This window comes from Pseudoalteromonas sp. T1lg23B, from assembly GCF_002964665.1.
Taxonomy (GTDB): Bacteria; Pseudomonadota; Gammaproteobacteria; order Enterobacterales; family Alteromonadaceae; genus Pseudoalteromonas.
In genome coordinates this window covers 1,426,205-1,445,821 of the sequence record NZ_PQBZ01000034.1, presented here as the reverse complement: position 1 = coordinate 1,445,821, position 19,617 = coordinate 1,426,205, and the positions used below count along the sequence as shown (strand labels likewise).

Annotated in this window: 16 protein-coding genes, 1 other RNA gene and 2 pseudogenes; 16 read left to right on the top strand and 3 right to left on the bottom strand. The window is 43.8% G+C overall.

All coding sequences use genetic code 11. From position 1 onward, the window contains the following. Positions 1-41 precede the first annotated feature (41 nt). From rplU to C2M32_RS15030, 5 genes are all read left to right on the top strand, one after another. Positions 42-353 carry a 50S ribosomal protein L21 gene (gene rplU, locus C2M32_RS15050; protein WP_070985693.1) on the top strand — a complete coding sequence of 104 codons (312 nt, stop codon included), beginning with the start codon at positions 42-44 and terminating at the stop codon, positions 351-353. A 17-nt stretch (positions 354-370) separates the two neighbouring features. Beyond that, positions 371-628, top strand: a complete 258-nt coding sequence (rpmA, locus tag C2M32_RS15045; protein WP_105169123.1) for a 50S ribosomal protein L27 — start codon at positions 371-373, stop codon at positions 626-628. A 170-nt stretch (positions 629-798) separates the two neighbouring features. Then, positions 799-1,956, top strand: a complete 1,158-nt coding sequence (cgtA, locus tag C2M32_RS15040) for an Obg family GTPase CgtA (protein WP_105169122.1) — start codon at positions 799-801, stop codon at positions 1,954-1,956. Positions 1,957-2,026: 70 nt separating this feature from the next. Continuing rightward, entirely contained in the window at positions 2,027-2,518 is a 492-nt protein-coding gene (folA, locus tag C2M32_RS15035; protein ID WP_105169121.1) for a type 3 dihydrofolate reductase, read from the top strand. A gap of 79 nt (positions 2,519-2,597) precedes the next feature. Further along, positions 2,598-2,972, top strand: a complete 375-nt coding sequence (locus C2M32_RS15030) for a DUF3718 domain-containing protein (protein ID WP_105169120.1) — start codon at positions 2,598-2,600, stop codon at positions 2,970-2,972. 143 nt (positions 2,973-3,115) lie between these two features. Here C2M32_RS15030 and ssrS read toward each other — a convergent pair. Continuing rightward, positions 3,116-3,298, bottom strand: a non-coding RNA gene (gene ssrS / locus C2M32_RS15025) — 6S RNA. Between the two features lie 185 nt (positions 3,299-3,483). On the opposite strand from ssrS, the gene C2M32_RS15020 reads away from it, so the two are divergent. The 5 genes and pseudogenes from C2M32_RS15020 (at position 3,484) to C2M32_RS15000 (ending at position 8,994) form a co-directional block, all read left to right on the top strand. Continuing rightward, positions 3,484-4,041, top strand: coding sequence for a UPF0149 family protein (locus tag C2M32_RS15020; RefSeq protein ID WP_105169316.1), 558 nt, complete (start codon positions 3,484-3,486; stop codon positions 4,039-4,041). Further along, a pseudogene (gene pepP, locus C2M32_RS15015) lies at positions 4,041-5,350 on the top strand (Xaa-Pro aminopeptidase). Before C2M32_RS15020 ends, pepP begins: the two are co-directional and overlap by 1 nt. Positions 5,351-5,359: 9 nt before the next feature. Further along, positions 5,360-6,544, top strand: coding sequence for a 2-octaprenyl-6-methoxyphenyl hydroxylase (gene ubiH / locus C2M32_RS15010; RefSeq protein ID WP_105169119.1), 1,185 nt, complete (start codon positions 5,360-5,362; stop codon positions 6,542-6,544). Continuing rightward, positions 6,544-7,713: an FAD-dependent monooxygenase gene (locus C2M32_RS15005; RefSeq protein ID WP_105169118.1), complete on the top strand. Its 1,170-nt coding sequence runs from the start codon at positions 6,544-6,546 to the stop codon at positions 7,711-7,713. The genes ubiH and C2M32_RS15005 overlap by 1 nt, the downstream gene beginning before the upstream one ends. Before the next feature lie 174 nt (positions 7,714-7,887). Further along, positions 7,888-8,994, top strand: a complete 1,107-nt coding sequence (locus C2M32_RS15000) for an alpha/beta hydrolase-fold protein (RefSeq protein WP_105169117.1) — start codon at positions 7,888-7,890, stop codon at positions 8,992-8,994. Here C2M32_RS15000 and C2M32_RS14995 read toward each other — a convergent pair. Together C2M32_RS14995 and C2M32_RS14990 are read right to left on the bottom strand one after the other, a co-directional pair. Continuing rightward, a complete protein-coding gene (locus C2M32_RS14995; protein ID WP_105169116.1) occupies positions 8,971-10,938 on the bottom strand; it encodes a winged helix-turn-helix domain-containing protein in 1,968 nt (655 codons plus the stop codon). The genes C2M32_RS15000 and C2M32_RS14995 overlap by 24 nt on opposite strands. Before the next feature lie 31 nt (positions 10,939-10,969). Further along, positions 10,970-11,815 carry a LysR family transcriptional regulator gene (locus C2M32_RS14990; protein WP_105169115.1) on the bottom strand — a complete coding sequence of 282 codons (846 nt, stop codon included), beginning with the start codon at positions 11,813-11,815 and terminating at the stop codon, positions 10,970-10,972. A gap of 130 nt (positions 11,816-11,945) precedes the next feature. Here C2M32_RS14990 and C2M32_RS14985 point away from each other — a divergent pair, with 130 nt between their 5' ends. The 6 genes and pseudogenes from C2M32_RS14985 (at position 11,946) to C2M32_RS14960 (ending at position 19,280) form a co-directional block, all read left to right on the top strand. Continuing rightward, complete coding sequence (locus tag C2M32_RS14985; RefSeq protein ID WP_105169114.1) at positions 11,946-12,518, top strand: hypothetical protein; 573 nt, start codon at positions 11,946-11,948, stop codon at positions 12,516-12,518. 119 nt (positions 12,519-12,637) lie between these two features. Further along, positions 12,638-13,721, top strand: a pseudogene (gcvT, locus tag C2M32_RS14980) (glycine cleavage system aminomethyltransferase GcvT). 54 nt (positions 13,722-13,775) lie between these two features. Continuing rightward, the gene (gene gcvH, locus C2M32_RS14975) at positions 13,776-14,165 is read left to right on the top strand and encodes a glycine cleavage system protein GcvH (protein ID WP_105169113.1); all 390 of its coding nucleotides are present in this window, start codon (positions 13,776-13,778) and stop codon (positions 14,163-14,165) included. 171 nt (positions 14,166-14,336) lie between these two features. After that, the gene (gene gcvP / locus C2M32_RS14970; protein ID WP_105169112.1) at positions 14,337-17,228 is read left to right on the top strand and encodes an aminomethyl-transferring glycine dehydrogenase; all 2,892 of its coding nucleotides are present in this window, start codon (positions 14,337-14,339) and stop codon (positions 17,226-17,228) included. A 353-nt stretch (positions 17,229-17,581) separates the two neighbouring features. Beyond that, positions 17,582-18,667 (top strand): hypothetical protein, encoded by a 1,086-nt coding sequence (locus tag C2M32_RS14965; protein WP_105169111.1) that lies wholly within the window; start codon positions 17,582-17,584, stop codon positions 18,665-18,667. A gap of 97 nt (positions 18,668-18,764) precedes the next feature. After that, the gene (locus C2M32_RS14960) at positions 18,765-19,280 is read left to right on the top strand and encodes an REP-associated tyrosine transposase (RefSeq protein ID WP_105169315.1); all 516 of its coding nucleotides are present in this window, start codon (positions 18,765-18,767) and stop codon (positions 19,278-19,280) included. Positions 19,281-19,617: the final 337 nt, after the last annotated feature.

Here is a 19,617-nt window from a genome sequence, read left to right as displayed (position 1 = left end):
TTAAGTTGCGTCGATTTGAGGGCGCACAGACGGAGTTAATTATGTACGCGGTTTTCCAAAGTGGTGGTAAACAGCACCGTGTGACTGAAGGTCAAACAATTCGTCTAGAGAAATTAGACGTTGAAACTGGTGCAGCAGTTGAATTCGATTCAGTACTTTTAGTTGCTGATGGTGAGAAAATCGAGATCGGTGCACCGTTCGTAAACGGTGGCAAAGTGACAGCTGAGGTTGTTTCACACGGTCGCGGTGAGAAGATTAAGATCGTTAAATTTAGACGTCGTAAGCATTCTCGTAAGCAGATGGGCCACCGTCAGTGGTTCACTGAAGTTAAAATCACTGGCATTAGCGCTTAATTTAGAGGTACAGAAAGATGGCACATAAGAAGGCAGCTGGTAGTACTCGTAACGGTCGTGATTCAGAAAGTAAACGCTTAGGTGTTAAGCGTTTCGGTGGTGAATCAGTATTAGCGGGTAACATCATTGTTCGTCAACGTGGTACTAAGTTCCACGCTGGCACTAACGCAGGTATCGGTAAAGACCACACAATTTTTGCAAAAGCAGACGGTAAAGTTGTTTTTGAACAAAAAGGTCCTTTAAACCGTAAATACGTTAGCATCGTTGCTGAGTAATCGGTAAAAGATTGAAAAAACCCCGCTACGGCGGGGTTTTTTGTTTGTCAAAAGCATAGCTTTATCAACAAAGATTGGTTTTTAATGCACAAAGCAATAAGAACTAAAGCTTTAGCGGTAAAGGTATTATACTTCGATATTAGAATCCCCCCAGTCAAAAGAGAGTAACCATGAAGTTTGTCGATGAAGTTGAAATTCGAGCAGAAGCGGGCGATGGCGGCAGTGGCATAGTGTCATTTCGTCGCGAAAAATTTGTCCCTGATGGCGGCCCTGATGGCGGTGATGGTGGGGATGGTGGTAGCGTATATCTGCTCGCAGATGAGAGCTGGAATACCTTAGTTGACTATCAATTTGAACGTTTTCACAGAGCTGAGCGTGGCACAAATGGTCAGTCTCGTAATTGTACCGGTAAAAAAGGTAGCGATTTATTTCTGAAAGTGCCTGTTGGTACGCGAGTGACAGACGTTGATACTGAAGAGTCTTTGGGGGACTTAACACAGCACGGACAGAAACTATTGGTTGCAAAAGGTGGTTTCCACGGTCTGGGTAATACACGTTTTAAATCGAGTGTAAACAGAGCACCACGCCAGAAAACGCTGGGTACACCAGGTGAAGTTCGAAACTTAAAGTTGGAATTAATGCTACTGGCTGATGTGGGTCTATTAGGGTTACCTAATGCTGGTAAATCAACTTTTATCCGTAGCGTATCGGCCGCGAAACCAAAAGTAGCAGATTATCCATTTACAACATTGATCCCAAATTTAGGAGTGGTCAGGCCTGAATCGGGTAAATCTTTTGTGATTGCTGATATTCCGGGGCTCATTGAAGGTGCATCTGAGGGGGCGGGCTTAGGTATACGCTTCTTAAAACACTTAGAACGTTGTCGTGTATTGTTACATATTGTGGATGTCATGCCAGTGGATGGAACAGATCCGGTTGATAACGCATTTGCTATCATCAACGAGCTTCATCAATATAGTCCTAAATTGGCGGATAAACCTCGCTGGTTAGTGCTCAATAAGATTGATTTGGTTCCAGAAGATGAAGTTGAAGCGCTGTGTGAGCGCATTGCGACTGAACTGGATGCAGACACGGTCTATCGTATTTCTGCCATTAATAAGCAGAATACGCAAGCACTTTGCTATGACATCATGGACTTGCTTGAAAGTATGCCAAAAGATAAGTTTGAAGCTGAAACTGAACAAGAAGAAGTTGAATTTAAGTGGGATACTTATCACCGTAAGGCAACCAAAGACGTCAGCGATGATGATTGGGACGACGATTGGGATGACGATGACTATGATGTTGAAGTGATCTACGAAAGATAAGATACAATTATTTTTGTAATTAAGGGCTATTTGGCCCTTTTTTAATACTAAATTATTAATGAGGTTCAATGTGATAATTTCCATGATAGCGGCGATGGCGAACAACCGAGTGATAGGGCAAGACAATAAAATGCCATGGCATTTGCCCTCAGATCTTAAGCATTTTAAAAGGGTTACGCTGGACAAACCCGTTGTTATGGGCAGAAAAACATTTGAATCAATCGGGCGTCCATTACCCGGACGACGCAACATAGTGATCACACGAAGCGAGAACTATTCAGCACCAGGCATCGAGGTGGTCAGTTCACCTCAAGCTGCGCTTGAGCTTATTAGTGATGTGGAAGAGGTTATGATCATAGGAGGGGGTAATATCTATGAGCAGTTTCTACCTATGTGTGAGCGTTTATATTTGACCTTCATTGATTTAGATGTCGCTGGAGATACTTGCTTTCCTGACTATACCAAAGCAGGGCACTGGGAGGTCATCGAAGAGCAGTCTATAAGTGCAAATGAGAATAATCCACATAATCATAAGTTCGTAACTCTAAAGAAAAAACTATGAGTTTATTGCTAAAATTTGTGCAACTTGGTACAATTACTCTCCTTTTGGGGTACGAATAAAGTATTAGAGGGTGTTTGGAATGAAATTAACTACTGTGCTTGTGTCTGTTTCTTTATGTGCAGCTTCTTTAGCATTTAGTCAAAAAGCGAGTGCTGATGACCAGTTAGCAGTGTCTCTTTGTGAGTACGTTGCCGCGGATGATAAAAGTGCTCTACGTAAAAAACTGAAAAGTTCACGTGTTAAAATCCGTAACGTATTTGATGCGATACAGTGCAATGGCAATAATTTATTGCGCCACGCGATAGCGAGTAATGCAGCGGATACGGGTGAGTTTATTGTTAAAAACTTACCAAAAAGCGCGTTAGAAGATGGCGCGGATATCGCTTGGGCTGAAGGTAACGGTCACGGTGGTTCTCCAATCATTGCTGCAATTAAAGAACGCGCTGGACTTTAATTACAGCTCAGCTTGCGGTGTGCAAATCGCGAGTATAAGAGATATAGAAAAGCCTCACAATTGTGGGGTTTTTTGTTTTTTGGCAATAGGAAATTGAAAAGCTTGATTTGTTGGGAATAACACATTGAGTATAATTGAAAAGGATGTTCCCCGGCGACGCGGATGCGGATGTCAGCCCTTGAACCCTGAGGTTCAAGGCGGAACGCAACAGCTCACCGTAGGCTTCTCGGTACATGCCGAGCTTGCGCAAAAGCAAGCAAACTACATTCCTAAATAAAATTTATCGGCTCAGGGACTTAATCTGCTGTCCTACGAGCTAGGGAACACCTTCAGTATATAAAACATAACGCCCAGCCGAAACCATAAAACGCAAATAGTTGTGCGTTTGCTTGCTTTTTATTCTTCACAGTTGCACAGGTGGTTGATTTTTAGCCCAAAGCATACAATTGCTTGGAGTTGCTATACTTGCGGTGTTAGCATTAAGCGTAAACATGCCAAAAAAGTCGAACTGATGAGTGAACTAAACGATTACATCCAAGCGCAACTATTGCTTGAAAAACACGATATTTATATTGCCCCCGCAGAAGTACATGGTGCCATCAGTGGCTTGTTGGCATGCGGTTTAAATATTGAAGAAAAAGAATATCTCGGGTTATTGAGTGACGTGTTCAATGAAGGGCAAACTTTTCAAGAAGAACTAAAACAGTTCTTTGCCAAAATGTACAAACATGTAGTTGAACACTTCAGTGATACTGAATTTCACTTTGAGTTATTTTTACCAAGTGAAGATGAGTCTTTGATAGATCAAGCCAATGCATTAGTTGGCTGGGTATCGGGTTTCTTATTAGGGTTTGGTTTAAAACAAAAAGATTATGGTAAGTTATCTGCTGATGTTAAAGAGGTGATCAGCGATTTTACGGAAATAACCAAACTCGATACACATTTTGATGACACCGAAGAAGACCAACAAGCTCTGCATGAGATCATTGAATATATCCGAGTATCAGCCATGCTGTGTTTTGCTGAAATGGGCAAAGATCTAACAACAACTTCGAAGACTATACACTAATGATTGAAACAAAAGAGTTTTTACAACGCAGAACACGTTTGTTATCACAGTTAGATAAAAACGCAGTGGCTGTGATCCCTGCGGCGGTTGAGTTGACGCGTAGCCGCGACACTGAGTTTCCTTTTCGTCAAGACAGTGACTTTTATTATTTAACCGGCTTCAATGAACCTGATGCTGTACTGGTTTTGTGCAAAGATAGAGATGAACAAGTTAGCAGTCATTTGTTTTGTCGGAACAAAGATAAAATAGCGGAGATTTGGCATGGCCGTCGCGTTGGCTATGAACAAGCAAAAACGCAATATTTATTTGATCACAGCTATCCACTGAGTGAGCTTGATGAGCAATTGCAAGCGCTGGTCAACACCAAGCGTGTACTGTATTACGACAGGGTACATATAGCCACTTTGATGATAAAATTTGGTCGTTATTGAGCACGTTGCGCGGCGCGCCCAAAAAAGGGTTTCGAGCGCCAGAAATCATTAAAGACATTCGTCCTCTAGTGCATGAAATGCGTCTATTCAAATCTGACGCTGAAATTGCGGTAATGCGCAAGGCGGCAAAAATAAGCTGCGAAGCACACAAACGAGCAATGGGTTTTGCCAAAGCGGGTGCTACCGAGTATCAGCTAGAGGCTGAATTACATCATCACTACGCAATGAATGGTGCGCGTCATCCTGCTTATGGCACCATTGTCGGCTCTGGTAACAATGCCAATATTTTACATTACACCGAAAATAATGATGTGCTAAAAAGTGGTGATTTGGTATTGATTGATTCAGGGTGTGAGTTAGAAGGTTATGCCGCAGATATTACTCGTACATTTCCGGTTTCAGGGCGCTTTAGTGATGCACAAAAGCAAGTGTATGAGTTGGTGTTAAAAGCACAACAAGCGGCATTTGAGCATGTTAAACCCGGTGGTACTTTGGTTAAAGCCAACCAAGCAGCCATGAAAGTAATGACACAAGGTTTGATCCAGCTCGGTATTTTGGCTGGAGATATAGATACACTAATGGAAAATCAAGCGTGCAAGGCATTTTATATGCACGGTTTAGGACATTGGTTAGGGTTGGATGTGCATGATGTCGGCGAGTACAAGCTTGATGAAGCTGATAGACCGTTTGAAAGCGGCATGGTGCTAACTATTGAACCTGGGCTGTACTTTGATGAAGATGCTGAAGTACCTGACAAATATAAAGGTATTGGTATTCGTATTGAAGACGATTTACTCGTTACCGAAGATGGCTTTGAGAACTTAACCGCGGATGCGCCAAAGACCATTACAGAAATAGAAGCGCTCATGCAACACTAGGAGAGCAGGTTGCAACACTTTGATATTCTTATTGTTGGTGGTGGTATGGCTGGTGCCACCGCCGCGTTGGCAATTAGCAAGCTTAATGCTGATCACAAAATTGGCGTTGTCGAAGCCTTTACTCCCAAAGATAAGACACATCCTAGCTTTGATGACAGAAGCATTGCACTGGCGCAACAATCGGTATGTTACCTTGAAAAGTTAGGCTTATTTGAGCCGAGTTGGCCTTTTGCACAGGCTATAAAACAAGTACATGTTTCTGATCGCGGCCACTTTGGTAAAACGCATATTCATCATCAAGACTATCAATGTGATGCTTTGGGGTATGTGGTTGAGGTAAACCCCTATGGCGCATATCTACATCAACAGTTAAAAGATGCGGGGGTTACGCTGTTTTGTCCCGCAACAATTGAAGCATTAACGCAAACCACGGATAGCGTGGAACTAACTTTAAGTGTTGGGCAAACCATTTGCACAAAATTGATGGTGATTGCCGATGGGGCACAATCTCCAACCCGAGCACTGTTGAACCTGAACTTTAACAGTCTTGCCTATGAGCAAGGGGCGTTGATCGCTAATGTTAAAGTACAGGATGGTCATAACGGTCATGCTTTTGAGCGCTTTACAGAACATGGGCCCATGGCATTATTGCCAATGAGTAATGACCGATATTCGCTTGTGTGGTGCATGGAAAATAGCCAGTTAGAGCAGTATCAACACATGGATGCTGACCAGTTTATCAAGCAATTACACGATGCGTTTGGATATCGAGCTGGGCTATTCACGCAAGTCGGTATGCGAGCCAGTTACCCGCTAGTACTGGGGCGTGTCGAAAAAGTGGTTCACCATCGGTGTTTGGTCATTGGTAATGCGGCACATGCTATCCATCCGATAGCGGGGCAGGGTTTTAACCTTGGACTACGAGATATACAGTGTTTAGTTGAATTATTGGTAAGTACCGATAAAGAGCAAATTGGCGACTATAACTTCACGCGTCGTTATGAATTATCTAGAGAACAAGATATTAAAACGGTGATGACACTCACTGACTCTTTGGTGCGCTTATTCTCTAATTCTTCAAGACTAATGGCATTAGGCCGCAGTTGTGGTTTGTTTGCAATGGCATTGTCTTCGCGTCTAAAAGCACCACTTGCTAAACAATTAATGGGCCATGTGATCAAAGGAAATCGCTAATGCAGCAAGTTCAAGTATGTATCGTTGGCGGCGGAGCCGTAGGTTTAACGCTCGCACTCGGGCTAGCCAAAGCGGGTATAACTGTTCAAGTGATAGATAGCTCTGGCGAACCGCAGCCTTTAGGAGAGCTATTTGCTAATCGTGTCAGTGCTATCAGTCTTGCTAGCCAAACATTGTTTGAGCGGTTGGAAGTGTGGCAGGACATAAGGGCTTTACGGGCAACGCCTTACACTCATATGGATGTACGCGATCAGGACAGCTTTGGCAAAATCGCTTTTAACAGCAGTGAGTTGGATTTGCCTGAGCTGGGTCATATCATCGAAAATGACGCAATCCGCTACGGGCTCTACAATAAGCTCAAACAATTTAGTAATGTGAGCTTGGCGTTTAATACACGTTATCAAAGTATCCATCAAACCGACAGTGACGTACTTGTAACCTTAGAGTCAGGTACACCATTGATGGCCAAATTACTGGTGGCATGTGATGGCGCAAACTCTGCGATCCGTACTCAGTTTAAGATGCCAATGACATTTTGGGATTATGATCATCACGCCATCGTTGCAACGGTAAAAACCCAACTTCCTCATGATGCCACAGCACGTCAGGTGTTTTTGCCCACCGGACCGCTTGCCTTTTTGCCATTGCATGATGAGTATCATCATTCGATAGTTTGGTCGACCTCACCACAAGAAGCTGAGCGATTAATGGCGTTATCAGATGAGGACTTTAACAAAGCACTGAACGTCGCCATTGATGGGCAATGTGGCTTGTGTGAAGTGGCACCCGACAGAGCGGTGTTTCCTCTGAGAATGCGTTATGCAAAGCAATGGCTTAACAACAAAGTGGTGCTGATGGGCGATGCTGCACATACCATTCATCCTTTAGCTGGTCTGGGTATGAATTTGGGGTTAAAAGACGCAGAGTTATTAATTGATTTGTTGAGCGCAGAGCAAGGTAGTGAGTTTGCGACTCACAGAACTTTACGAGAGTATGAAAGAGCACGCAAACTGGACGCGCAAAAGCATATTGCCATGATGCAAGGGCTCAAAGAACTGTTTGAAGGTGCTCATCCACTTAAAAAGCTAGTACGCGGTGTTGGCCTAAGTATGGTTGACAAGCTTGGCCCTTTGAAACAGTTATTTGCTAAGCAAGCGGTCGGTAAATAATCGGATGTTCTCGTAGAGCTCTGGTTATATACAGAGCTCTACATCACATTTAACTTATTAAATTATAAACTTTTATTTCCTTATCAGTGATTCATCAGTTATTTATCAATAGATTATCAATCCTTTAGTTGCACACTTAAGTTAGGGTTTTGGCTCGTTTTATAAGGAGCCATTATGAAAAACTTATTCATTGCCATCGCTATATGTTTATTTAGCCCATTAAGTTGGGCTATTAACGCTGTACTTCACGAGTTGGATATTCATTCTGACGTTTTACAGCGTCGCCTTAAAGTGAATCTCTATGTGCCATATAATTATGAGAAAACTGATACTAAACAATACCCCTTGCTAGTGACCAGCGCCGGAAGTAGCCGTATGGAAGTGTTACGTTCGCAAGTTGATTGGCTTAGTCATGTTGATTTTGGTCCTATGCCACAAATGATTATTCTTCAACTACCAGATATAGAGGTGGCCCAAAAGGAGGAATTAGCCCAGGGGGCATATACAAACAAGCTTGCTCAAGTATTACACAAAGATATTTTCGTTTATTTAAAAAGCGTTTTTCGCATAGCGCGATATACGGTGTTGGAGGGGTTTTCCTCTCGGGGAAATATCGCACTGGAGCTGTTTGCTCAGTATCCGCAGCAGTATCAAGGGGGTATTATTACCAGTCCAGCGTTGGGGCTGGCGGATGAAGATTGGCGAAAAGCTATGAGTAAAGCGCTAGAAAATACTTTAAAGGGTCGCTCTTTACATTTGTCATTGGGATCGTTCACTGAGAATAAGCCACACTTTGTAGCTTTAACGAAGCCGTTGTACAACTTTGAGGAGAGTTCTTTTGTGGATCTCAGCGCAGAAAACTACTTGAGTGCACCGCTGCTGTCTTTTGAGCAAGGAGCAAAGTGGTTGTTTTCTGATATGCGAATTGTGGACTATGCGCCTTATGCCAAGGGAGGAATAGCTGCTGTGCTTTCACAACAGCAAAGGGCTAATAAAAAGTATGGTTATGACATGTCACCAAACGGCAAGTTACAAGGATTAGCCAACTACTATTTTGAACAAGGGCAGGCGCATAAAGGCAAACAGGTATTTGAACACTTAATCAAACACAACCCAACCAATGTGATCTATCACCTACGCTACGCACAGGCTTTACTTAAAATATCGCAGCCCATTGCCGCAAAGCCTTTGCTAAAAAGTGCTTTAGCACTTGCTAAAGCGCAGCATAATGAAGAAGCACAGAGTTATATTGGGAGCTTAATCAATAATAATTTTCACTAAATTGGCGTGATGTTCACCTGCTGTTGTTGCTAACAGCGACAGTGGTGTCAGTTTTATATCACTGACTAGGTGCACTCGTTCATCGTACTTACTTAGAAACTGCTTGCTGTGCTCGGTTGGATCAAACGCCCAAATTGTTTGGTCCTTTAACGGCACCACCAACCGACTATCACGATAATAAAAACGCCATTGCAGTTTTTGGTCTTTAAAAGCGCTCTCTTGAGTAATGGAGTGGCCCTCAAGGCGCTGGAGATAGCCTGTTTGTGTGGCAAAAAACACCTCATTTTGCTGTGTTTCTTGCGCCCAATTTACTGGCTCATTTAACAAGGTTGTGACTGTCAGTGTGTTAAGGTCAATTTTTAAAAGATGATTGTTGTTGTCTTGGCTGGCTAGTAAATAGCGATTTTCCTGTTCAAACTCCACATGCTGAAAAAGCTGTCCAAGTGTTACCGGTAATGAGAGCATTGTCAGTTGCCCATCCATGGTTAGCCGGTAGAGCTTCGCATCACTTAAAAACCAAAGAGCTTGACCATTTTGCTGCCATACAAAGTTGCTCACGGGCTGTGCAAAAGTGAGCTGCCGAGGTTGCTGTGCTGTGATCCAAAGTTGTGATGAACCTGAGCGAGAGGATAAAAACGCGATGTTATGTGTGTTTGGCTGATATTGAGCATCACCTTCTATAAACTCACTTTCACTGATGAAATGGTCCTGATATTTCCCCGTGTCATCAAACCGTCTTTCGGTAATGTCCTGATCTTGATACGCCTGTGTTGCCAGTAAAGTGTTTGCGTCAATTACATCGTTTAATTCTATCTTGTATGGACTGTGGATGAGTGCTTGCCCCGTTAACGCGCTGTCTTGGTAGAAAAATAGCTGATTGTTATATGCATGAACCTGTTGCTTGTTGTTAAGTTTCACTATGCTTGTTTGCGTTGGCGAAGATGACAATGACTGGGCGTTTAAGGTATTTAGCGTATAGCCCTCAATGCGCACCAACCACAATTTAGCTTCTCCCGTTGGGTTAACTCCGCTGAGCTGCACAGTGCTGGCATCATGCGGTTGTATATCAACTAGGCGCTTAACATCATTAGGTAACTGTAATGCCTGTGCTTGTTCTGGTGACGCGAGCGAGAGCATACTCAATTGGTTGCTTGCCAATAAAACAACTCGGTCTTCGCTAAGCCAGAGTATTTTCTCAATAAATGGTTGAGCACAGTTACCAACATCTTGCTGTTTAGTAGTTGTTAAGTTGATAAGTACTAACTGACTACATTTATGAAGCTGTGGCTGCAAAGGCTTGCGCTGTTGGCTTATCAGCAAACGTTTTGATTGAGGGGCAAAAGCGGGCGCACTATAAAAATGAGCGGCATGAAGTAAGACTTGGCTTTGCTGTGTGCTGCTATTGAGTACCGTGAGCACCTGTTGCTGTGGTGCTATATCAGTAATGTATGCGTAATGATAGTGGCCATATGTGCCGCTGTGTTCGGAGGCTTTGCTGTATGTTATGGGGATGACTTGCCGTATTTGCTTTGTTGTGGCAGCTACGGAAGAGTCGGTTATTAACTTTTGGAGCAGCAACAATGCAAATAGTGATACTAAAAAACAGGCACTCACAAACATAAAAGCTCTATTAGTAAAAAGGTTGCTGTGCTGAGGCTTGAGGCACAAGCGATAACCTTTTTTCGGGAACGTTTGGATCAGTGTCTTGTCGTCATCATCAAGGTGTTTACGCAATTGAGTGATACAACGTTGTAATGCATTTGGTGCAACTACCGTGTTATGCCAGATACTGTCTAGCAAGGTTTGTTGTGAAACCAACTGTCCTTTAGCTTCATATAGTGCCAATAAAACAGCCAAGACCTTGGGCTCAAGTTGAATTACTTTGTCTTTGTATGTGAGCTCATCAGTTATAGGGTCAAGTCGTTTGCCATTTATTATGATCATTGTTTGGCCTTAAAACCTATGTTTATGACGATTAGCCAAGTCGAAGCGCGATAAACTCGGCGAGCTTGTCGACCGCATTAACCGATTCACCAGAGTTCTTAATAAGGCAGATACCAATTTGTCCTAGCTCCGGTAAAATTGCGGTGTGACTTTGATAATTAAGCTCATTGGGCACGGTGCTTTTTGCCAGTACGGTGATCCCTAACCCCTCTTTAAGCGCGGCCGTCAGTCCGGTTAAATCGGCGTTGCTATAAATAATGCGGTGTTTAATGCCTGCTTGCTGTAAGGCTTCAATTGCACGGCGTCGATAAATGCAGCCCTCAGGGGCTGTGACTAACGTCACCATTCCTTCATTGGCTTTGGATAAGTCTCCAACCCAAACCAACTGATCCTGCATAAAAATAGGGTGTTGGCCAGAATCGAGTTGCTCATTCAGTGCCAGCACTAAATCAAATTGATCTTGCCTTGAAGATGACAGTAAATGCTTACTTAAACGCGATTTAACTTCCAGCGATACATCCGGATATAAAGAGACAAAATCACCAATGATGGAAGGTAAAATACGCGCTGCAAATTCACTGGGGATCCCTAAGCGCACTTTACCCGTTACGCTTTCGGAGGTGAATTGCTGAATGATTGCATCGTTGTGTTGCAACATCTGTTTGGCAAGCGGTAATAATAACTCACCGTATTGGTTAAGTACCTGCCTCTGACCTTGCTTTTTAAACAACTTGCAGTTGAGCATGTCTTCTAACCGCTTGATTTGTAATGATACGGCAGGCTGTGACAAGCCTAACAGCTCGCCAGCTTTAGCAAAGCCGCCAACATCAACCACGGTGACTAACGTACGTAGACCATCTATCGATAAGTTCTTCATATTAATAAATACTATTTAACAAAGCTAATTACATAAGCATTATTTATCAATGGATAAATAATTACAATTTGTTGTTGGCTTTTAGGGTCAATATACTCTGTGCTTATCGAAATTTAATTAAGGTGTCTCTATGACATTTGCACCGACAATGTTTGCTAAGCACCGCCAAGGCTGCACACCAGCCGTTAATAGCATGGCGATGACACAAGACTTAACCGTACTTGATTTTAGTGGGTTTGAAGCGACACCTTTTTTAAATCAACAAATGGGTTTAAATCTCAACAAGCTAATGGCGCCGGGTCTTGGTATTCAAGGCAAACTAGATGGCGGTCAATCTTATTGCGTGTATTACTTCAGTGAAACGGCTTATCGTTTTGTGGTACAAAGCGGTGCGGTAGAGATTTTAGAGCAGTTTGTGGCTGCGCATGTTGAAGACTACGACATAGAGCTGGTGGTACGTGATGATTTAGCGATTACCACCGTATCCGGCCAGCAAGCGTTTGAAACCCTAGTTAACAGCTTTGAGTTGACACCAGGATTACGTTTATCCGACGAACAGGTGTGTTACGGCAGACAAAGCGGTGAAGTATTCGTCACCTCTCTATTAGAGCAAGGTGAGCAGCGTTATCAGTTAATTGCACAATTAGCGACGCTGAATAAATGGCAAGCAACATTGCAAGCGCAAGGCTTTGACCTAAACTAAATCAAAATAACAAGGGCACGCTATATGGCGTGCCCTTGTTGCTATTTGAATTAACCCCACCTCGTTTGAGGTAGTGTCAACAACTCAGCTTGTTGATTAAATATTAGTGAAGGAATGATATGACTTCTAAAACAGTTTTACATGCCAAGCACCTTGAAGCTGGCGCAAAAATGGTTGACTTTCACGGTTGGGAAATGCCTATCAACTATGGGTCACAAATTGAAGAGCATAACGCGGTGCGTAACGATGCTGGCATGTTTGATGTTTCTCACATGACCATTGTTGACGTGGCTGGCGATGATGCAAAAGCATTTTTGCGTAAACTTGTTGCCAATGATGTGGCTAAGTTAACTGTACCGGGTAAAGCACTATACACAGGCATGCTTAACGAGCAAGGCGGTGTTATAGACGACCTTATTATCTATTTCTTCACTGAAACTAGCTATCGCTTGGTGGTTAACTCAGCAACACGTGAGAAAGATTTAGCACACATTGCTAAAGTATCTGAAGGTTACGCTGTAGAAGTGACTGAGCGTCCTGAGTACGCGATGATAGCGGTACAAGGTCCAAATGCCAAAGCTAAAACAGCGACCGTATTAAGCGAAGAACAACAAGCAGCGGTTGAAGGTATGAAGCCTTTCTTCGGTGTGCAAGCGGGTGACTTATTTATTGCTACGACAGGTTATACCGGTGAAGACGGTTATGAGATTGTGGTGCACAATGATGACGCAGCGACACTGTGGGCAAAAATTATTAGACGCTGGTGTTGCTCCTGCTGGCTTAGGCGCGCGTGATACGCTACGTTTAGAAGCGGGCATGAACCTGTATGGTTTAGATATGGATGAGTCTGTATCGCCACTGGCTGCAAACATGGCGTGGACCATCGCGTGGGAGCCTGCGGATCGCGACTTTATTGGCCGTGCCGTTTTGGAACAACAACGCGCTGAAAAAAGCACTGATAAATTAGTCGGTTTAGTTTTAGAAAGCAAAGGTGTACTTCGCAGTGGCTCTAAAGTTATCGTAGAGGGTGGCGAAGGGGTGATCACTTCTGGTACATTCTCACCGACTTTAGGCTTTAGTGTGGCATTAGCACGTGTTCCTCGCTCAACGGGCGATACGGCACAGGTTGAAATGCGCAAAAAGTTAGTTGACGTGAAAGTAGTGAAGCCTTGCTTCGTACGTAACGGCAAAGCAGTTATTTAATATTAAGAAAGGGTGGGTTAACCGCCTAAAACACCGAACCAAAGGAACAAAAAGATGAGCAACATTCCTAGCGAGTTAAAGTACGCGTCTTCACACGAGTGGGTTCGCGCTGAAGGCGATGGCACTTACACAGTAGGTATCACTGAGCACGCTCAAGAACTTCTAGGCGACATGGTATTCGTAGAATTACCAGAAGTAGATGATGAAGTAGATGCTGGCGAAGACTGCGCAGTTGCTGAGTCTGTTAAAGCAGCTTCTGATATTTACGCGCCAATCTCAGGCACTATCGTTGCTATCAACGAAGAGCTTGAAGATTCACCAGAAACGGTTAACAACGACGCTTATGGCGACGGTTGGTTATTCCGCATCAAAGCATCTGACGAGTCAGAGCTTGATAACCTTTTAGATGCGGAAGGTTACGCGAATTCAATCGACGAAGACTAATCGTTTTACGTCTTTTTAAAGGCCCCATTTATGGGGCTTTTATTGTTGTCGTAGAGAATTTTTTGGCCCGTGTGCCATATCACATGGGCTGATTTTGTTTTGTTACTCTGCTGTTACCAAGGCTAGCGTGACAAACACACTTTTTAATTTGGATCATAGGAATCTGGACTAATGTCAAACGCCAAATCTCTTGAACAATTAGAGCAAAAGCAAGATTTTATTCGTCGCCATATCGGCCCAAGCCCGGCGCAAGTAACTGACATGCTAAACGCTCTTGGGGTATCGAGTGTTGAAGAGCTGATCGGTCAAACTGTACCTGCGGCTATCCGTTTAGAGCAAGGGTTAAACATCGGCGAAAGCCGCACTGAAGTGGAAACTCTGAGCTACCTAAAATCAGTTGCAAGCAAAAACAAGGTATTCAAGTCATATATCGGTCAGGGTTATCACCCAACGCATGTACCGAACGTAATTTTACGTAACGTACTTGAGAATCCAGGTTGGTACACGGCTTATACTCCTTATCAGCCAGAGATCGCACAAGGCCGTTTAGAATCATTATTAAACTTCCAGACTCTTACCATTGACCTAACAGGTTTAGACCTAGCCTCGGCTTCACTACTTGATGAAGCGACTGCTGCGGCAGAAGCAATGGCATTGGCTAAGCGTGTAGCGAAAGCGAAAAAAGCTAATATCTTCTTTATTGCTGATGACGTACACACACAAACCATCGACGTAGTGGCAACACGCGCTGAACAGTTTGGTTTTGAAGTGGTTGTGGGTCCTGCTGTTGACGCGGCAAACCACGAGATTTTTGGTGCCTTATTCCAATACCCAAGCACAACGGGTGAAGTGGTTGACGTACAAGAGCTAATCGCACAAGTACAAAACAAAAAAGCGATTGCCTGTGTGGCGGCCGACATCATGAGCTTATTGCTACTTAAAGCGCCTGGTCAACTCGGTGCTGATGTAGTATTGGGTTCTGCACAGCGTTTTGGTGTACCTATGGGTTATGGTGGTCCTCACGCGGCGTTCTTTGCAACGCGTGATGCGTATAAGCGTTCACTACCTGGCCGTATCATTGGTGTATCAAAAGACCGTTTAGGTAACGATGCACTGCGTATGGCGATGCAAACACGTGAGCAGCACATCCGCCGCGAAAAAGCCAACTCAAATATTTGTACAGCGCAGGTATTGCTTGCCAACATGGCAGCGTTCTATGCGGTGTACCACGGTCCACAAGGCCTTAAGACAATTGCTCAGCGTATTAACCGTTTTGCAAGCATTGTCGCAACGGGCCTTAAGTCGAAAGGTGTTGCGCTTAAGCATGACACTTGGTTCGACACTTTGACTGTTGTTGCTGATAACAAAGATGAAGTCATTGCACGTGCATTGGCAGCAGAGGTAAACTTTGCCACTAATCACGCAGGTGAATACTCACTCTCAGTAAACGAAACGACTACACGTGCAGACGTGGCGCAGTTGTTTGATATCATCCTTGGTGAAGGCCATGGTTTAGACGTTGACGCGCTAGATGCACAAGTGAGTAAAGACGACATCACGGGTATTCCTGCAAGCCTAGTTCGTGACGACGAAATTTTAACGCACCCTAACTTCAACTCGTACCACAGCGAGACTGAAATGTTGCGTTACATCAAGCGTCTAGAGAACAAAGACTTAGCGCTTAACCACTCAATGATTTCGCTTGGTTCATGTACCATGAAGCTAAATGCGACTGCGGAGATGATCCCAGTCACTTGGCCTGAGTTTGCAGAGCTTCACCCGTTCTGCCCATTAGACCAAGCACAAGGCTACCAAATTATGATCAACGAACTACATGATTGGTTAGTTGACATCACAGGTTATGACGCCGTATCACTACAGCCTAACTCAGGTGCACAAGGTGAATACGCAGGTCTTATCGCAATTCGTAAATACCATGAGTCACGCGGCGAAGGTCATCGTAACATCTGTTTGATCCCAAGCTCAGCGCACGGTACTAACCCAGCATCTGCGCAAATGGCCAGCATGAAAGTTGTGGTGGTTGGCTGTGATAAGAACGGTAACATCGATATGGAAGACCTACGCGCCAAAGCCGCTGACGTAGCAGAAAACCTATCGTGTATCATGGTAACTTACCCATCTACGCACGGTGTTTACGAGCAGACCATCAAAGAAGTGTGTGACATCGTACACCAGTACGGTGGTCAGGTTTACATGGACGGCGCGAACATGAACGCACAGGTAGGCGTAACAAGCCCAGGTTCAATCGGCTCTGACGTATCGCACCTTAACCTGCACAAAACATTCTGTATTCCACACGGAGGCGGTGGCCCAGGTGTTGGCCCAATCGGTGTTAAATCACACCTTGCGCCATTTATGCCTAACCACAGCGTTATTAACGTAGCGGGTACCACAGAAGGTAACGGTGCGGTTTCAGCAGCGCCTTACGGCTCAGCAGCAATCCTACCTATCTCTTGGGCATACATTGCCATGATGGGCAGCGAAGGCTTAAAGCAAGCCACAGAAATGGCGATTGTGAACGCAAACTACCTAACTGAAAAGTTAAGCGAGCACTACCCAATTTTGTATCGTGGTCAAAACAACCGCGTTGCACACGAGTGTATCGTTGACTTACGTCCAATCAAAGAAGCTTCAGGCATCACTGAAATGGATGTAGCGAAGCGTCTACAAGACTACGGCTTCCACTCACCAACCATGTCGTTCCCAGTAGCGGGCACCTTGATGATTGAGCCAACTGAATCTGAGTCTAAAGTAGAAATTGACCGTTTCATCGAAGCGATGGTGTCAATCAAGGGCGAAATCGACAAGATCATCTCAGGCGAGTGGTCAATCGAAAACAACCCACTGGTATTTGCACCGCACACCCAAGCCGACGTACTTGGCAACGAGTGGGATAGAGCATACGACCGCTTCTACGCTGCATTCCCAGTACCAAGCGTAGCAAAAGACAAATTCTGGCCAACGGTAACTCGTATCGACGACGTATACGGCGACCGTAACCTAATTTGTTCATGCCCAGCGGTAGAAACTTACGCGGAGTAAGTGTTGGGTAAAAGCTAAGTTTAGGCTTGGCTTTGATTAGAATTTAAAAACCGCCTTGTGAAAGCAAGGCGGTTTTTTTTTGCAAAGGGTTAACGACAGCGAACGCAGTGAGTGCGTTTCCTTTGCGCAAGGTGCAATGAGATAGTTTAACCACTGTTACGGGAATCTCTTCCGTCGGATGGCGGCGCTGCGCGCCTTATGCCGACCTACGAGTTTGATGTGTAGGTTGGAAAAGCCGAAGGCGCCTTCCAACGTTGATTATTCCTTGCTTATTTGCTGCATTTCGATTGAGATGTTTTTAACAACAAGTTTTTACTAGAATAATTTGCAAGCTAGCAAAAAGGATCGCGCAATTGGAAAATATATTTCTCAGTTTAGGGTGGGTACTGCTATTCGTCGCTATAGCTATAGCTATAGCTATAGCAGCTGCAGTTTTATTTAAATGGGATAGAGAAAGTAAAGATAAAAAAGAGTTTGATTATGGCATTATGCTCGTTCTATTGCTGCTTTGTTCGTTTGGAAGCATTACCTGTTTTTATTTTTACAGATTCGACTTTAGCCTTAAAGAACCTCTCGAGTCGTGGGTCGAAGCTGCTACTTACTTCAATAATGCCTTTAACCCAATCCTTTTAATTGCCACAATTGTTTTGTTGTACAGAACATGGAAAACCAGTAAATCTGAACTTGAAAATACCAGAAGTTTGGTAAGTACACAGGTTCTTCTTGAGCAATCAAATCGCCTAAAAACGAGTTGCGAAAAGCTACAGAGCGTGATTAAAGCTCCTCTGAACACGTATGGTGTGTTAAATGCAGCTGTTTTAAGTGTATTTGAAAATGCAGTAGATGAATCCGAAAGGAATGATGTAAGTACTCTTATCATTAATAGTGGATATAGGCAAAAGGGCGTAGAGGAGATATTGAGTGAGCCAGACTTAGCATTGTTCAAATCAGTGTTAGAAGTATCCAATTGCAACTCTGCGCATACTCACTATCTACAAAATCCAGAGTATAAAGCCTTTTTAAAGTACGAATGTGGAGAACTTGAGTATTTAAAAACCTTTGAAGATTTGGTTTCTGTGTTTATTCACAGCAAGGTTTCAACGAAGAGAGTGAATAGCTTTCAAGAATCAGTATTACAAAGGCTCTTTAGTAGTCTAAGAGAAGACTTTGAATCGCCCTTCATGCTTAGGGCATATGAAACACTGTACTATTTTAATTTGATTGCAGATGAACTAGTAATGCTATTTAAGTTGATAAAAAATGGTCCCCAAAGGGAATTGATTGAGTCATCATATATAAGAACGGTTAAGCTGTCGTTCAATGAGATACAGCTGGATAATCTTTGTTATCTAAGTAATCGTGATGACGTTTTAGAGCTACTGAAAATTGATAGGCAAAGGGATTTCAAATTGTTCACTGAAGATGAACAGAAATCGTAGGTTGGAAAAGCCGAAGGCGCCTTCCAACAAAGGGGATTTATCGTCGGATGGCGCTTCGCTTATCCGACCTACAAAAAAGCAATCACACGGAGGTGGTATGCGGTATCGGCGCAATTATGTGGCGGGTGGCACGTATTTTTTCACGGTGAATTTGTTAAACCGTAACAGCGCATTGCTGGTGGAGCAGATTGATGTTTTACGAGAATCGGTGCGCTGGGTAAAGCAACGGCAGCCGTTTGATATTAATGCTTGGGTGGTATTGCCGGACCATCTGCATGTGGTGTTAACTTTGCCTGATGATGATCATGATTACTCTAACCGTTGGCGTGAGATCAAAAAGCGCTTTTGTAAATCATTACCAAAAACAGAACTTCTAACCGATTCGCGAAAACGAAAAGGTGAGCGCGGCATTTGGCAACGGCGTTTTTGGGAGCATACCATTCGTGACGAGCGTGATTATTGGCACCATGTTAATTACGTTCATTTCAACCCAATGAAACATGGTTTGGTTAATCGAATTATTGATTGGCCGTATTCGAGTTTCCACAAAGCGATTGAGCAGGGTATTTATCAGCCATGTTGGTGTGGAGAGGGGTTAATGCTTGAATTGTAAATAAAAAAGCTGTATTAGCCTGCCAAAAAACTGAGGAGGGACTCTCAATCGTCGGATGGCGGCGCTTCGCACCTATGCCGACCTACGAGAGTTTGACATTTTTGTAAGTTGGAAAAGTCGCAGGCGCCTTCCAACAAGGTGAATGGAGGCAGTTTAAAGATCGTTAAGTGACTCACCATTGTCGGATGGCGGCGCTTCGCACCTTATGCCGACCTACGAGAATTTGACATTTTTGTAGGTTGGAAAAGCCGCAGGCGCCTTCCAACAAGGTGGACGCAGCCAGTTTAAAGATTCTAAGTGACTCACCATTGTCGGGTTTGGCGGCCTCTAAAGTGTG

Coding starts and splice junctions, on each gene's coding strand:
- gcvP (WP_105169112.1), top strand. CDS start 14,337: ATGTCAAACGCCAAATCTCTTGAACAATTAGAGCAAAAGCAAGATTTT.
- rpmA (WP_105169123.1), top strand. CDS start 371: ATGGCACATAAGAAGGCAGCTGGTAGTACTCGTAACGGTCGTGATTCA.
- C2M32_RS15000 (WP_105169117.1), top strand. CDS start 7,888: ATGAAAAACTTATTCATTGCCATCGCTATATGTTTATTTAGCCCATTA.
- C2M32_RS14960 (WP_105169315.1), top strand. CDS start 18,765: ATGCGGTATCGGCGCAATTATGTGGCGGGTGGCACGTATTTTTTCACG.
- C2M32_RS15030 (WP_105169120.1), top strand. CDS start 2,598: ATGAAATTAACTACTGTGCTTGTGTCTGTTTCTTTATGTGCAGCTTCT.
- C2M32_RS14990 (WP_105169115.1), bottom strand. CDS start 11,815: ATGAAGAACTTATCGATAGATGGTCTACGTACGTTAGTCACCGTGGTT.
- C2M32_RS14985 (WP_105169114.1), top strand. CDS start 11,946: ATGACATTTGCACCGACAATGTTTGCTAAGCACCGCCAAGGCTGCACA.
- C2M32_RS15005 (WP_105169118.1), top strand. CDS start 6,544: ATGCAGCAAGTTCAAGTATGTATCGTTGGCGGCGGAGCCGTAGGTTTA.
- C2M32_RS15020 (WP_105169316.1), top strand. CDS start 3,484: ATGAGTGAACTAAACGATTACATCCAAGCGCAACTATTGCTTGAAAAA.
- C2M32_RS14995 (WP_105169116.1), bottom strand. CDS start 10,938: ATGATCATAATAAATGGCAAACGACTTGACCCTATAACTGATGAGCTC.
- rplU (WP_070985693.1), top strand. CDS start 42: ATGTACGCGGTTTTCCAAAGTGGTGGTAAACAGCACCGTGTGACTGAA.
- cgtA (WP_105169122.1), top strand. CDS start 799: ATGAAGTTTGTCGATGAAGTTGAAATTCGAGCAGAAGCGGGCGATGGC.
- gcvH (WP_105169113.1), top strand. CDS start 13,776: ATGAGCAACATTCCTAGCGAGTTAAAGTACGCGTCTTCACACGAGTGG.